The following is a 15,682-nucleotide window of genomic DNA, read 5'->3' on the forward strand; positions in this document are numbered from 1 at the left end:
GATACACCCTTGGTGTATCTGGCTAAACTCAATATTTATTAAGGTTTATAGCCAGATACCCTAGCCTTTTACCGCACCTGCAGTCAGACCGCGCACGAAATACTTACCTGCCAGCACATACACCACAATCGTTGGCAGCGCGGCAATGAGCGCGGCGGCCATATCGACGTTGTATTCCTTCACACTGGTGGAGGTATTGGCCAGATTGTTCAGCCCCACGGTGATTGGTTGTGCATCACCCGAGGCAAACACCACGCCAAACAGGAAGTCATTCCAGATCTGAGTAAATTGCCAGATCAAGGTCACCATAATGATCGGCGTACTCATCGGCAGGATAATCCGCCAGAAAATCCGCCAGAAACCGGCACCATCTAAGCGCGCCGCTTTGATCAGCTCATCCGGAATGCCCACGTAGTAGTTGCGGAAAAACAGAGTCGTTGAGGCCGTACCGCACACCACATGCACAAACACGAGCCCAGCCGTGGTATTGGCCAACCCGAACAGCCCCAAGGTTTGCGCCATGGGCAGCAGCAAGACCTGAAACGGCATAAACACACCAAACAGAATCAGGGCAAACACCACTTCCGAACCGCGGAAACGCCATTTGGACAGCACATAGCCATTAATCGCCCCCAGCATGGTGGAGATCGCCACCGCCGGAATCACCATCTGCACCGAATTCCAGAAGTAGCCCGATAGCCCATTACAGCTCACGCCGGTACATGCAGTACTCCAGGCCTTGCTCCAGGCGTCAAAGGTAATGCCGGCCGGCAGTGATAAGAGATTGCCGGCGCGGATTTCCTCGATGGATTTCACCGAGGTTGTCAGCATCACATACAGCGGCAACAGGTAATACAGGGCGGCAAATACCAGGGCTGCGTACAGCGCGGCGCGCCAGAATCGAGTCTCAGCCATGTTGATCTTTCCTTAATTCAGAGTACAGGTATGGCACCACAATCGCGGCTACGGTCGCCAGCATCATCATCGCGCTGGCGGCGCCCAGACCGGTCTGCCCACGGGTAAAGGCCATTGAATACATAAATGTCGCGGGTAGATCGGAAGAAAAGCCAGGGCCACCACCCGTCAAAGCCATCACTAGGTCAAAACTCTTGATGGCAATGTGCGACAAGATCATGAGCGTCGAGAACACCACCGGGCGCAGGGCCGGCAGAATGATCTTCCAGTAAATGCGCGGAAGGCTGGCGCCATCGATTTGCGCCGCTTTGATGATCGAATCATCCACGCCACGCAGGCCAGCCAGAAACAGCGCCATTACAAAACCGGACGATTGCCACAAACCGGCGATCACCACGGTGTAGATCGACATATCCGAATTCACCAGCCAATCAAAGGTAAAGCTGGTAAAGCCCCAATCGTGCATCAGTTTTTCAAGGCCCAAGCCGGGATTGAGCATCCATTTCCAGGCGGTGCCTGTCACCACAAATGACAGTGCCATGGGGTAAAGGTAAATGGTACGGATAGCACCTTCGCCGCGGACTTTCTGATCGAGCAAAATCGCCAGCGTAATCCCGATGGCCATCGCGCCACCGATAAACAGCACGGCAAAAATGCCCAGATTGCGCACGGCCACCCACCAGCGCTCGTTATCAAACAAGGCTTGGTATTGCACGAGGCCTGCCCACTCGTAGTTGGGAAGCAAGCGCGATTCAGTAAACGACAGATAACCATTCCACGCGATGAAGCCATACAGGAACACCAGCGTGAGGAAGAACGACGGTGCAAGCACCAGACGCGGTAGCCAGCGCTCGGCAAAGCCGTAATGAGCATTTGGCGTAGCCATAGGGAACTCCTCAAAGAGCAGCCGGACAGAACGCCGGCTCAGGCGGGCCCGGCGGTCGCTGCCTAAGGACAGCGACCGACAGGTGTCAGAACAAACAACTAAAAGCTAAGGCTTATTTGGTTTTCGCAGCTTGGGCCAGTTTGGCGGCGGCGTCTTTTGCACTCATGCCGTCGTTATTCCAGAACTGGGTTACTGCGTCATACACCGCGCCCTGCGTAGCCGATTTCATCGCCATGCCGTGTGCCCATGATGGCACCAGCGAGCCTTTACCAGCCGAAGCTTTAAAGTCAGTCGCTGATTTTTGGCCACATTCGTCAAACTTGGCCATTGGCGCATCGGTGCGCGCTGGGATCGAGCCTTTGTTCAAGTTAAAGATTTCCTGGAAGGCGGGGCTCATCAGTGTTGAGGCCAAATCTTGCTGGCCTTTTTCCGCATCTTTGTTTTTCAGCTTGAACATCGCGAAGCTGTCAATATTGAAGGTGAAGGCATTCGCGGTACCAGGAGCGGCCACACACAGGAAGTCTTTACCAGGTACTTTGCCCGCAGCAAGGAATTCGCCTTTGGCCCAGTCACCCATAAACTGCATGGCGGCTTTGCCATTGATCACCATGCTGGTGGCCAGATTCCACTCGCGGCCGGCTGCGTTTTTATCGGTGAATGGTTTGAGTTTTTTGTAGGTTTCCAGCACTTTCACCATGGTTGGGCCAGACAGCGTGGCTGGGTCCAGCTGGACAAAGGCTTTCTTGTAGAAATCAACACCACCTACACCAAGGGCAACAGATTCAAATACGGTGCTGTCTTGCCAAGGTTGGCCACCATAGGCCAATGGCTGGATGCCGGCTTTTTGCAGCGCGGCTGCGGTGACGAAGAATTCATCCCAAGTGGTTGGCACTTTGGCATTGGCTTTTTTCAAAAGCTCAGGGTTCACCCACAGCCAGTTCACGCGGTGCACATTCACTGGGGCCGCAACATACTGACCTTTGTATTTCATAACATTGGACACGACGGGTGGCAGGACTTTATCCCAGCCTTCTTTTTTGGCCACGCTATCAATCGAAGCCAGTACGCCTTCATCACCCCATTCTTGGATAGATGGGCCTTTGATCTGGGCGGCAGCTGGCGGGTTGCCCGACACCACACGGGTTTTCAGCGCGGTCATGGCGTTTTCACCACCACCACCGGCCACGGCAAAGTCTTTCCATTTATTGCCTTTGCCTTCCATCATTTTTTTCAACTCGGCTGCGGCTTTCGCTTCACCGCCAGAAGTCCAGTAGTGCAGTACTTCCACTTCCGCGGCTTGGGCGGCAAAGGCCACGCTCAGGCTGGCGGCTACGATACCCCATTTCAGGTTGCGCATCTTCGAATCTCCAATCAGGTTATGTGTGTATGCCGAGCTTGTTTCCTGCCCGGTTGTAGCCAGAATACGCAGACTACATCCCGTAAGAAATCAGGTAATTTACCGTCAGGCTGACGCCCTAAGGTATCCACCTGATGCCAAGCTGAATACCTAGCACCCGAAACTGACGCCGCAGCGGTGCTAGAGCTTTGATTTAAGATGAAAAAGCCCGCTAAAGTAGCGGGCTTTTTAAGGGTATCTTCCTACACGCATTACATGGATAAGCTTAGCCAGCCATACCCCATTATTGGGTCAACAGATCATCCAGCGGGATTTCTTTCAGCATGGCTGCCAGCTCCATGGCCGAATGCACTTTCATCTTGATAAAAATCCGCGCCCGATGCACCTCAACAGTTTTGGTGCTGATATCGAGGCGATCGGCGATCTGTTTATTGAGCTTACCCAGCATGATTTCTTTCAGTACATCGCGCTCGCGCGGCGTGAGCTCAGCCACCAATTCGCTCACCTTCTGCTGATGCGCTTGCGCGCCGCGGCGCAGCGTATCTTGCTCTACACAGTTGCGCACCCGCTCCAAAAGCTCACGCTGATCGCAGGGCTTTTGTAGAAAATCGGTCGCACCATCTTTGAGTGCAGCCACCGCCATCGGGATATCGCCGTGGCCGGTCAGGAAAATCACCGGCGGCAGATAGTTGCCTTGTTTCAGCTCGGTAAACAACTCCAGGCCACTCATGCCATCCATGCGTACATCGACAATCAGACAGGCAAAACGGCTGGCGTCGCCTTCATCGAGAAAATCTTCGGCCGACGGGTAATTCAGCGCCGTCCAGCCTTCGGTTTCCAGTAACAAGCTTAAAGAATCGCGTACGGCTTCATCGTCATCAATAATCGCGATCATCGGGATAGCGGCCATGCTTTACTCCAGCGTTAGGTCGGTTGGTTTGATTGTAGGCAGGCGAAAGCACATTTGCGTACCGCCCGCCGGATTAGCTTCGGCCCATAAATGGCCTTTGTGTTGCTCGATCACCGAGCGGCAAATGTTCAGCCCCATGCCCATGCCTTCGCGCTTGGTGGTGTAAAAAGGCTGAAACAGCTGATTCATATCGGCAATCCCGCAGCCGCGGTCGATCACCCGCACTTCTAATAATTCATCCCGCACCGTGGCCTGCAGGCGCAAGAGCCGCTCGCTGACCGGGGTGTCCTGCATGGCTTCCAGGCCGTTTTTCAGTAGATTGAGAATCACCTGTTCCAGCATGACCGGATCGCCCAGCACCAGCGGGCACGGCTGCGGTAACTCTACCTCCAGCCTAGATTTCAATTGCTGGGTCAGCGGCGCCAAGAGCGGCAACACCACATCCACCAGCTCGGTCAGCTGGCAAGGTTGTGGCTCGGATTTGCGTTTGGTAACGAGCTGGCGAATCCCGCGGATAATCTGCCCCGCCCGACGCGCTTGCTCGGTCATTTTGACCAAGGTTTCCTGCACTTTGCCTATCGGTGGCTCGGGCTTATACAGCATCGTTTCGCAGGCGGCGCTGTAGCTGGAAATCGCGGCCAGCGGCTGATTGAGCTCATGCGCGAGGCTGGACGCCAGCTCGCCCATATTCACCAGCCGCGCCGTGTGTTGCATCCGCTCATTTTGCTCGCGGGCGGCGTCTTCGGCTTCTTTGCGCGCGGTGATGTCGGTGCAGATTTCCAGCATGGCGCGGCGGCCCCCCAGCCAATCCACTTCCCGCCGTGCAATCTGATACACCCGACCAGTATGCACATCCAGCTCTTCAATATCATGCTCGGTAGGGCAATACCCCTGTACCCGTGGCCACACCGCCCAGCAAAACTGCGCGCCATTATCTTGTTGCAGCAAATGTTCAATCGCAAAACAATTTTGATGCCCGCGATTGCGATACAGCACTTCGCCACTCTCAAGCTCGCTGACACACACCGCCACCGGCAAGCTTTCTAGCACCGTGCGCAGTTGCTGGCGCGATTGGCGCAAGGCTTCGCGATCCCGCTTGAGCTCGGTAATATCATTAATCGACGCCATCCAGCCGCGCTGCTCGCCCTTGCCGTCAATCAAGCGGGAGGAATACAGCCGCACATCAAAGCGCTCGCCATTTTTGCGCATATAGCGCAGCTCAAAGCCATTGGCCGGGCTTTGCCCCGCCAATATCGCCCGATGTGCGGCATCGCACTGGGCCAGCGCTTCGGGCGCCCAAAACGGGAACGGCGACTTCTGCCCTTGTAGCTCGTCCACACTCCAGCCCACCATGCGTGAAAAAGCCAGGTTGGCATATAAAATCCGCCCGGATTTATCCATGGCCCGCAAGCCCGTCACCAGCGAGTCTTCCATTGCCGAGCGAAAGGAGATTTCATCCTGCAACGCCAGTTCGGCCAGCTGCCGATCGCGCATGCGCAAACGCAGCAAATGCAGCGCCCACACCAGCAAAGCCAGCAACAGCGCCACCAGCACCAGCCAGCCCCAGTTATCCAGGCTAGGAGGCGGGTACAGCGGTTTGGCGATCAGGCGCACGCCTGAGCCGAGATTGCCAAAGGCCATCTCGCGCACTTCCGGGCCTTCGAGCTTGCGGTGAAATTCGCTGGGCGCCAACACGCGATTTTGCGAATCGACCAGCTGCAATTCATAGCGCTGCACCAGCCACCAGGGAATGCGCTGCTGCAACATTCGCTCCAGGCTATACGTCATCACCAGTGCGCCATCAAAGCTGGCAAAGCGGAAAATAGGCACGATCTGCTGCATCAGCGGCTCTTCGCGCTGAATCACATTGGTAAACAGCGGATACCCCAGCGTGGCCACACCATCAAAGGCTTCGCGAAATTTGGCATCGCTCCAGGCCGGTAGTACATCCGGGCGGCGGCTGTAAATCGGCATCCCGCCGATATAGCGCCCCTGCGCATCCACCCATTCCATGGCGAGGATTTCCGGATTATTTTTCATAATCGCTTCGCTGCGCACGCGAAAGTCTTCCAGATCAATCGAATCGGAAGCGAGCGAATACGCAAGGCTTTCCAGCGCATTCTGATTGCTTTGCAGACGCACGCGCAGCTCTTGCTCTTGCCAGAGCAGATCTTGGGCATAAGCGGCTTCGCGGCGGTTTTGCTCGGTTTGGCGGTTTTGCACCACGTAAAACGCCAACACACCCAGCAGCAAAAACACCAGTGCATACGCCAGCCACCACGGCCAGTGGCGATGCCAGCGCTGCAACACAGCCATTAATAATCGTTTCGGGGCGGACATTTGGCGCAGGATAAGCGGCAAAAAGAAAACATAGCCATACCTTAATACCCGCAGCCGCCAGATGCCAGCAAGGCGCTACGGGGCCGACATTTCAGCCACGCCGTGGCTTACAAGCCGGGGTTGGCTGCTTCATGGCGCACGCGGGGCGGCAGGCGGCTTGTCGCACGTGGGCAACAGAGTTGCCGCAATAGCGGATGAAGTTAGTACCCTCTCGCCTGAAAATTGGCAAAACCACTGTTAAAACAAGGTCTTTTTGCATTCAGATCAGACTCGCCAAGCGGCCAGAAGTCCGTATAATGGCGGCCTGTTTTGAATTCATACGGTTTGGCCGCTTTGGCCCGACCTGGGAGTACTGCTTGATGTCGCAAGTTGTTGTCTGTGCCATGTATAAATTTGTTGCCCTGCCCGGCTTTGCCGCACTGCGCCAGCCTTTGCTGGATGAAATGCTGCAGCTGGGAATTCGCGGCACCTTGCTGCTGGCCAGCGAAGGCATTAATGGCACGGTCGCTGGCACGCAAGCGGGCATCGAGGCGCTACTGGCCTGGCTGGATCGCCAGCTGGGGCTGGAGTCGATTGGCTACAAACTTTCCTATCACGATGCGATGCCATTCCAGCGCACCAAGGTGAAGCTGAAAAAAGAAATCGTCACCATGGGGGTGGAAGGGATCGACCCGCGCAAAGTGGTGGGCACTTATGTAAAACCCAAAGACTGGAATGCGCTGATTAGCGACCCTGAAGTACTGCTGATCGACACTCGCAATGATTACGAAGTGCAAATCGGTACGTTCAAAGGCGCAATCAACCCCAAAACCGAGACTTTCCGCGAGTTCCCCGACTATGTGCAAAGCCAGCTCGACCCGGCCAAGCATAAAAAAGTCGCGATGTTCTGCACCGGTGGTATCCGCTGCGAAAAATCCACCGCCTACCTGAAAGAGCAAGGCTTTGACGAGGTGTATCACCTGGAAGGCGGGATTTTGAAATATCTCGAAGAAGTCCCCGCCGAGCAAACGATGTGGGAAGGCGAGTGTTTTGTGTTTGATGACCGCGTAGCGGTGAATCATCAACTGCAAAAAGGCAGCTACGCCCAATGCCACGCCTGCCGTATGCCGCTCTCCAACGAAGAGCTGGCCAGCGAGCAGTATATCCCTGGGGCCTGCTGCCCACATTGCTTTGGCAAGCATACCCCTGCCCAGCAACAGCGTTTCCGCGAGCGCCACAAACAAATGCAGCTAGCGCAAGCCCGTGGCGAAGCGCATATCGGCAATGATGCCCAGCTGACCGCGCAGGCGCATCGCGAAGCCAAAGAGCGCAAAAAAGCCGCCGACCGCGCCAAACAGCACAAAGAATAAGCTTAAGCCCAATAAAAAACCGCAGCCAGGCTGCGGTTTTTTATTGCTGCTTGGCTGGGGCTTAACTCAAAACCCCGCCCTGATAGCGAAAGAAATTTACTTCCACCCGCAGCTTTTGCGTCATTTCACCCAGCATGCTGGCCGATTCGCTCATGCTGGCCACGGCGGCGGTGTTTTCATCCGTCATTTGCGCCACTTTTTCAACCTGTTGCGCGATCAGCTGGGTGCTGGTTTTCTGCTCGGTCAAAGCTTCGGCAATATTGCGAATCGCGCCATCTTCGCGCACCACATCATCGTGAATCGCCGCAATGGCCGAGCCGGCCTGGCCGGCAATCTCGGCGCAATCGTGGGCGCGCTGGGCGGTGGCGGTAATCGTGCTCACCGCCTCTTTGCTGGTGCTGTCGATACGGCTCACCATTTGCTGAATATCAATCGTAGCCGCCGCAGTGCGCTCGGCCAGTTTGCGCACTTCATCGGCCACCACCGCAAAGCCACGCCCCTGCTCACCGGCGCGCGCGGCTTCAATCGCGGCATTCAGGGCCAGCAGATTGGTTTGCTCGGCCACTTCTTTAATCACACTGACCACACTGCTGATCTTGTCCGCATCAGCGCCCAGCAGCGCAACTTTATCCGCCGCTTGCGCCACTTCCTGATCAATACTGATGATTTCGGTGACCGTTTGCTGGATTTGCGTGCTGCCGGCGCTAGCCGAGCGCAAGGTATGCTGGCCCATGGCGCGCGCATCGTCAGCATGATCGGCCACCTGCCCGATGGCCACCGTCATCTGCTCGACCGCCGCCGCCATCGCGCTGGTTGATTCAGCGCCCATCTGCGTGGCTTTGGTCACCTGCCCGCTGCTATTGGCAAGATTTTCGGTTTCGCGAGTGACGGTATCAATCGCTTTGGCCACATTGCCGACCAGCGATTGCATTTTACTAGCCAGCTGATTGTAGGCGGTGGCGATGGTATCGATTTCATCGGCGCCGCTGACCATTGCGCGCAGGGTGAGATCCTGCCGCTCGGTGGCTTCATTCAGGCGATCGCGCAGGGCATTTATTTTGCGGGTCATGCCGCTGATCACCCAGGCCGCAAACAGCGCGCCAAATAACAGCGCCGCCACAATAAAACCCACCGTGAGGTTACGCGTGGTGGCGTAGTTGCGCTGCGCTAGCTCGAAGTTGTTTTTCGCCTCGGTCAGCTGTAAATCCACCAGCTGCGAAATCTGCCCGGAGACCGGATCAATCGCCGGGTACAGACTTTGGCGCGCAAACTGATCCAGCGCGACGGCGTCTTTGCGACTTAAAATCTGCTCCAGCCGATCGATTTCACGATCCGCCGTCTGCATCGCGGTGACGGTTTTTTTCACCAGCTCGGTTTCATCGCCGGTCATCTCGGTGGCGCTATACGATTGCCATTGCTGCTGAATCTTGGCTTGCGCCGCACCGATGCGCTTGAGGGCTTCGTCAGGGTTGATGGTTTGATGATTGGCTTTATGCGTAGTATCGACAATATCAACGGCGTATTGGTCAGCCACGATTTTGAGTTGGGATAAAGGCATCACGCGGTTGTGATACGTTGTGGCAAAGGCCGTATTGGTTTTCTCCAGCCCCTGCAGCGCCAGGGTGCCCATCAGCGCCATTAACACCAAGAGCCCAGCGCTGAGCACCAGCAGCTTTTGTTTGATCGTCATCCCGCTTCTCCGCAACGCAACAATACTTGTGTTGTAAACAATATCTTCAGCTTCCGGCAAGAAATTAGCTTAGGCCATGGATTGCCAGCGTGCCGGTTTTACGGTTCAATGCGCGCCATTGTTGAGGAAAACCGTATGAGCACACCGTCACCCTGTATCAATATCTGCCAACTCGATGCGAGCGGCGCCTATTGCGTCGGTTGCCTGCGCACGCTGGAAGAGCTGCGCCAATGGGGCAAAGCCAGCGAAGAAGAAAAGCAGGCCATCTTGGCGCGGATTGAAGACTTGCAAGCCGCCAGCTTTGATTAGGGTATCAGCCTGTGAGGCTTTTATTACATAGCCTGCAGGCCAATACCTCCACATAAGTCATGGATTAGCCCATTAAAAAACCGGATCACTGATCCGGTTTTTTACTTTTACTGCAGGGAAAGGCTTAATACAGCGCCGTAGCTTTGTAGAGTTTCACGCGGTTTTGCACCTGTTGCAGGCGAATCGCGATCAGCTGCTGCTCGGCCGCATACAAGGCGCGCTGGCTTTCCAGTACATCCAGATACGCCCCCACGCCACGCTGATAGCGCGCCTCGGCAATCTGCAGCGCGCGCTGGGCAATCTGCACCTGCTCGCGCTGGCTTTGCCATTGCAGCTCATCGGTGCGCGCCCGCGTTAGGCCATCATTCACTTCGCGAAAAGCGGTCTGAATCGCCTGCTCGTATTGCGCCAAGGCGATATCGCGATCGGCTTTAGCGATGTCCAGATTGGCCTGATTGCGGCCGCCATCAAAGATCGGCAAATTCAGCTGCGGGGCAAACAGCCATACGCCCGAGCCAGACTGAAAGAGTTGCGAGAGCCGATCCGAGCTAAAGCCAGCGTTAGCAGTCAGCGTAATGCTCGGGAAAAACGCAGCCCGCGCCGCGCCAATATTGGCATTGGCCGCTTGCAAGGCGTATTCGGCCTGCTGCACATCCGGGCGGCGCAGCAGCACGGCTGACGGCAGCTCTGCCGGCATCGGCGTGGCAGCGAGCGTGTTTTGCCATTCATCTGGCAAGGCCTGCAGCGGCAGCGCGCCACCCACTAATTGCTGCAGCGCTTGCCAGTCTTGTTGCACCAGCGCCTGATAGCGCGCCTGATCATTGCGTGCAGCAGCCAGTGCGCCGCGCGATTGCTGCACATCCAGCTCGCCAATCACCCCGGCGGCAAAGCGTTTTTCAATCAGCGCATTGGCCGTATTACGACTCAGCAAGGTGGCTTCCACCTGGCGCAGCGTGGCCTGATCAGCGGCCAGCGTGTAATAGGCATTGGCTACTTCGGCAATCAGCGTCAGGCGCAGGCTTTGCTGCCCGGCTTGGCTGGCCAGATATTGCGCCAGCGCCGCGTTATTCAGGCTTTTGACCCGGCCGAAAAAATCCAGCTCATAGCTACTTAAGCCGATTTTGGCGCTGTATTGGCGGCTGATGGCGCCATCACCCGAGGTGGGCCCTTGCGCACTGCTGCCCGCCGTTAGTGCCAGCGTTGGCCAGCGATTAGCGTCGCTAATCTGATACTGGGCACGCACTTTTTCTACATTCAGCGCCGCGATGCGGTAATCGCGGTTATTCAGCAGCGCCGCCCGAATCAGGCCTTGCAGCTGGGGTTCAACAAATAATTGCTCCCAGTGGGTATAGGCCTCAGGGGCTTTTATTTCTTGTCCTGTAGCCGTATACCCGCCAGCGAGTTGCTCAGCCACCGGGCTAGCCGGGCGCTGATAATCCGGCGCCAGGCTGGCGCAACCGCCCAGCGCAGCTGCAAGCAGTAGCGATAATATCGTCCGCGTCATTAACGTGGCTCCTTATTCGGTTCGGCCGCACGATAACGGCTAGCCGAGAAATAACGGCTGATCAGCACAAAGAACACCGGCACAAAGAAAATACCCAGCACGGTGGCAGTGAGCATCCCGCCCAATACCCCGGTACCAATCGCATTTTGCGCACCCGAGCCCGCCCCGCCGGCCAGTGCCAGCGGCAACACGCCAAAGCCAAAGGCCAGTGAGGTCATCACAATCGGCCGCAAGCGCATATGCACGGCTTTTAGCGTGGCGGCCATCAGCTCCATGCCATCGTCCACCAGCTCTTTGGCAAACTCGACGATCAGAATGGCGTTTTTCGCCGACAAACCAATCGTGGTCAGCAAGCCCACCTGGAAGTACACGTCATTGCTCAAGCCACGGCCCATGGTGGCCGCCAGCGCACCAATCACGCCCAAAGGCACGACCAGCATCACCGAGAACGGAATCGACCAGCTTTCATACAGCGCCGCCAAGCACAAGAACACAATCAGCAGTGACAGGGCATACAGCGCTGGCGCCTGCGCCCCCGCTTCGCGCTCTTCCAGCGACAAACCGCTCCATTCATAGCCAATGCCCGGTGGCAATTTGGCGATCATGGCTTCCATGGCTTTCATCGCATCGCCCGAGCTCTTGCCCGGCGCCGCCTGGCCCTGGATATTCATCGAAGGCACGCTGTTATAGCGGGTTAAGCGGGGTGAGCCGTAATCCCAACTGCTGCTGGCAAAGGCCGAGAAGGGCACCATCTGGCCACTGGCGTTTTTCACATACCAGCGATTCAGGTCTTCGGGCTGCATCCGGAACGGTGCATCCGCTTGCAGATACACTTTTTTCACCCGGCCGCGATCAACAAAATCGTTGATATAGGCCGAGCCCCACGCGGCGGCCAAGGTCTGGTTGATGTCGGCAATCGACAAGCCCAGGGCGCTGGCTTTTTCCTGATCAATATCGAGCCGTAGCTGGGCCGAATCCGGCTGGCCATTCGGGCGAACACCCACCACATTCGGGTCTTTGGCCGCCATACCCAGCAGCATATTGCGCGCTTCGGTCAGCTTTTCGTGCCCAACACCGCCACGATCTTGCAGCTGCAGATCAAAGCCGGAGGCATTGCCCAGCTCCATCACTGCCGGTGGCGCAAAAGCAAACACCATCGCTTCCTTGATCTGGGCAAAGGCGCCATAGGCACGGCCCATCACCGCTTGCACATGCTGTTGCGGGCCATGCCGCTCGGACCAGTCTTTGAGCATCACAAAGCCAATCCCGGCATTTTGGCCACTACCGCCAAAACTGAAACCGGCCACCGTAAAGATTGAGGCGACGTTGTCTTTCTCATCCACGAGAAAATGCTTTTCGACTTTTTCCAGCACCGAAACGGTTTGCTCTTGGGTAGAGCCCGCGGGCAGCATCACCTGGGTAAACAAGATGCCCTGATCTTCATCCGGCAGGAAAGAGGTTGGCAGGCGCATAAACATCGCCACCATCACGCCCACCAGCACCAGATACACCACCATATAGCGGCCAGATTTCACCAACCAGCGGCTCACCACATTCTGGTAGCGGGCGTTCAGCGCTTCAAACTGGCGATTAAACCAGCCAAAAAAGCCGTGCGTGCCATGCTGGCCGCCTTTGGGCAGCGGCTTGAGCAAAGTCGCGCACAAGGCCGGGCTCAGCGTGAGGGCCACCAAGACCGACAAGGCCATGGCCGACACCACAGTGATCGAGAACTGGCGATAAATCACCCCGGTCGAGCCCCCAAAGAAGGCCATAGGGATAAATACGGCGGACAGCACCAGCGCAATCCCCACCAGCGCGCCGGTGATTTGCGACATCGATTTGCGCGTGGCTTCTTTGGGGGTAAGCCCTTCTTCGCTCATCACCCGCTCGACGTTTTCGACCACCACGATGGCGTCATCCACCAAGAGACCAATCGCCAAGACCATCCCGAACATGGTGAGGGTGTTGATCGAGAAACCAAACACCGCCATCACCCCGAATGTACCCAACAGCACCACAGGTACGGCAATGGTAGGAATCAGCGTGGCGCGGAAATTCTGCAAGAAGAGATACATCACGCAGAACACCAAAATCACCGCTTCCACCAGCGTTTTGACGACTTCTTCGATCGATAGCTTCACAAACGGGGTGGTGTCATACGGCACCACCACATCCATGCCGGCGGGGAAATACGGCTGCATTTCAGCCATTTTGGCGCGTACGAGTTTGGCGGTTTCCAGCGCATTGGCGCCAGTGGCCAAGTTAATCCCGATCCCGGCTGCCGGTTTGCCGTTGTAGCGGCTATCCACATCGTAGCTTTCAGCGCCGCGCTCAACGCGGGCGACATCACTTAAACGAATTTGCCCACCATCGGCTTTCACCCGCAACAAAATGCGGCCAAACTGCTCGGGCGACTCCAGGCGGCTTTGCGCAATGATCGCCGCATTCAGCCGCTGGCCCGGTACTGAAGGCATGCCCCCCAGCTGCCCTGCTGACACCTGCGCGTTTTGCGCTTTGATGGCGTTGATCACGTCTTGAGTAGTCAGCTTGTAATTGGCCAGTTTGGTCGGGTCGATCCAGATCCGCATGGCGTATTGCGCACCAAACAGCTGCACATTGCCCACGCCATTAATCCGGCTGATTGGGTCCACGATATTGGCTGCGGCGTAGTCGGCCAGATCGGTTTTGGTCATATTGCCGTCTTTGGACACAAAGCCCACCACCATCAGAAAGCTCGATGATGATTTGGTGACCGTCACGCCCTGCTGCTGCACTTCTTGCGGCAACTGGGTCAGCGCCAGTTGCAGCTTATTCTGCACCTGCACTTGGGCGATATCCGGATCGGCATCGGCCTCAAAACTGAGGGTAATGCTTACCGAGCCAGATTCATCGCTGCTTGAGCTGATATACCTCAGCTTGTCGATCCCTTTCATCTTTTGCTCGATCACCTGCGTCACCGAGTCTTCCACCGTTTGCGCTGCCGCTCCCGGATAGAAAGCTGAAATGGTAATAGCCGGGGGAGCCACCGGCGGATATTGCTCCACCGCCAGCCCGCGAATAGCCAGTATCCCGCCCAGCATGATCATCAATGCGATCACCCAGGCAAAAATAGGCCGATCAATAAAAAAACGCGCCATCCTGCTCTCCTTTACTGCTGCGCCGCTGCGCTAGCCTTGGCTGCGCTTTTCGCCAATTCGGCTTTTACTACAGCGCCGGCTTGGACTTTTTGCAGCCCTTCGATGATGACTTGTTCGGTACCTTTCAGGCCTTCGGTAATCAGCCACTGATCACCCACGGCCCGTGCGGTATTTACCGGCACGGCTTGGACTTTGCTCTGGGCATCCACCACCATCACCATGGCGCCACCGTTCGGCATGCGCACCACGGCTTGTTGTGGCACCAGTACAGCGTTCTTCACATTGGCCGCGGTGAGTTTGGCGCGCACAAACATGCCTGGCAGCAGGGTTTTCTCTGGGTTGGGCACCAGTACACGCAAGGTGACCCCGCCGGTTTCTGGATCTACCGTGGCGTCGGCAAATTGCAGCGTGCCGGGGTGCGCGTATTCGCGGCCATCTTCGGTCAGCAACTTCACAGGCAGGCCCTGTTTATCAGGTTGCGCACCCGCAAATTGGGCCTTCAGGCGTAGCAGCTCGGCGCTGGATTGGCTGATGTCGACATAAATCGGATCCAGCTGCTGAACGGTAGTGAGTGCGCTGGCCTGCCCCACAGCCAGCAAAGCACCTTCGGTCACGGCTGATTTGCCAATCCGTCCGCTAATCGGCGAGGTAATAGCGCTGTAGTTCAGATTGATACGCGCCGCTTGTTGCGCAGCTTTCGCTGCGGCCACATCGGCACGCGCCTGCAGATAGGCAGCTTGCGCATCGTCGTTGTCTTGTTTGCTCACGCCATTAATCGCCACCAGCTCTTGGTAGCGTTCGGCTTTGAGTTTGGCGCTGGCCAAATTGGCTTCCGCCTTGGCCAAGGTAGCGCTGGCGCTATCAAAGCTGGCTTTGTAGCTGGCGTCATCAAGTTGATACAGCAGTTGGCCGGCTTTAACTTCACCGCCTTCGGTAAAGAGGCGTTTTTGAATAATCCCGCCCACTTGCGGGCGGATTTCCGCCACGCGGTATGGCACGGTACGGCCAGGCAGTTCGTGTTCAACTTGCACATCGCGGGCGGCGAGTTGCACGGTAGTGACCGGGATAGGGCCTTGGGCACCAGCGCCGCCTTGGTCCCCCTGCTGGCCGCAAGCACTGAGGGCCGCCGCCAGTAGCGTCATGGTCAGCAGGTGCGGCAATTTATTCAGCTGTTTATGCATGGATATGGATTCTCATGTTCAGTGGCAATCAACGAAGCCAACCAGAAAACCGCTGGCCAGCTCGGCAGAATTGGGCATAAACTAGAATGATCATTCTAGAATGA

Annotated in this window: 11 protein-coding genes; 2 read left to right on the forward strand and 9 right to left on the reverse strand. The window is 56.7% G+C overall.

What is annotated here, in order from left to right:
- Positions 1-60: 60 nt before the first annotated feature.
- The 5 genes from L991_RS08265 to L991_RS08285 form a co-directional block, all read right to left on the reverse strand.
- Complete coding sequence (locus L991_RS08265) at positions 61-915, reverse strand: carbohydrate ABC transporter permease (protein WP_028448857.1); 855 nt, start codon at positions 913-915, stop codon at positions 61-63.
- The gene (locus tag L991_RS08270) at positions 908-1,801 is read right to left on the reverse strand and encodes a carbohydrate ABC transporter permease (protein WP_047393933.1); all 894 of its coding nucleotides are present in this window, start codon (positions 1,799-1,801) and stop codon (positions 908-910) included. Before L991_RS08270 ends, L991_RS08265 begins: the two co-directional genes overlap by 8 nt.
- A 112-nt stretch (positions 1,802-1,913) precedes the next feature.
- Positions 1,914-3,158, reverse strand: coding sequence for an ABC transporter substrate-binding protein (locus L991_RS08275; protein ID WP_047393936.1), 1,245 nt, complete (start codon positions 3,156-3,158; stop codon positions 1,914-1,916).
- Positions 3,159-3,441: 283 nt separating this feature from the next.
- Entirely contained in the window at positions 3,442-4,068 is a 627-nt protein-coding gene (locus tag L991_RS08280) for a response regulator transcription factor (RefSeq protein WP_028448854.1), read from the reverse strand.
- Between the two features lie 3 nt (positions 4,069-4,071).
- Complete coding sequence (locus L991_RS08285; protein WP_047393939.1) at positions 4,072-6,384, reverse strand: PAS domain S-box protein; 2,313 nt, start codon at positions 6,382-6,384, stop codon at positions 4,072-4,074.
- Positions 6,385-6,767: 383 nt separating this feature from the next.
- Here L991_RS08285 and L991_RS08290 point away from each other — a divergent pair, with 383 nt between their 5' ends.
- Positions 6,768-7,757: a rhodanese-related sulfurtransferase gene (locus L991_RS08290; RefSeq protein ID WP_047394271.1), complete on the forward strand. Its 990-nt coding sequence runs from the start codon at positions 6,768-6,770 to the stop codon at positions 7,755-7,757.
- A gap of 61 nt (positions 7,758-7,818) precedes the next feature.
- On the opposite strand, the gene L991_RS08295 is transcribed toward L991_RS08290, so the two are convergent.
- Positions 7,819-9,447: a methyl-accepting chemotaxis protein gene (locus L991_RS08295; RefSeq protein ID WP_047393942.1), complete on the reverse strand. Its 1,629-nt coding sequence runs from the start codon at positions 9,445-9,447 to the stop codon at positions 7,819-7,821.
- 135 nt (positions 9,448-9,582) lie between these two features.
- On the opposite strand from L991_RS08295, the gene L991_RS16930 reads away from it, so the two are divergent.
- Positions 9,583-9,756, forward strand: coding sequence for a DUF1289 domain-containing protein (locus L991_RS16930; protein ID WP_081986590.1), 174 nt, complete (start codon positions 9,583-9,585; stop codon positions 9,754-9,756).
- A gap of 124 nt (positions 9,757-9,880) precedes the next feature.
- Here the strand turns inward: L991_RS16930 and L991_RS08300 are convergent, their stop codons facing one another.
- The 3 genes from L991_RS08300 to L991_RS08310 are packed head-to-tail and all read right to left on the reverse strand — an operon-like array spanning position 9,881 to position 15,578.
- Positions 9,881-11,260, reverse strand: a complete 1,380-nt coding sequence (locus L991_RS08300; RefSeq protein WP_047393947.1) for an efflux transporter outer membrane subunit — start codon at positions 11,258-11,260, stop codon at positions 9,881-9,883.
- Positions 11,260-14,397 carry an efflux RND transporter permease subunit gene (locus L991_RS08305; RefSeq protein WP_047393948.1) on the reverse strand — a complete coding sequence of 1,046 codons (3,138 nt, stop codon included), beginning with the start codon at positions 14,395-14,397 and terminating at the stop codon, positions 11,260-11,262. Before L991_RS08305 ends, L991_RS08300 begins: the two co-directional genes overlap by 1 nt.
- An 11-nt stretch (positions 14,398-14,408) precedes the next feature.
- A complete protein-coding gene (locus tag L991_RS08310) occupies positions 14,409-15,578 on the reverse strand; it encodes an efflux RND transporter periplasmic adaptor subunit (RefSeq protein WP_047393951.1) in 1,170 nt (389 codons plus the stop codon).
- Positions 15,579-15,682: the final 104 nt, after the last annotated feature.

This window comes from Chitinibacter sp. ZOR0017 (genome assembly GCF_000799095.1).
GTDB lineage: Bacteria > Pseudomonadota > Gammaproteobacteria > Burkholderiales > Chitinibacteraceae > Chitinibacter > Chitinibacter tainanensis.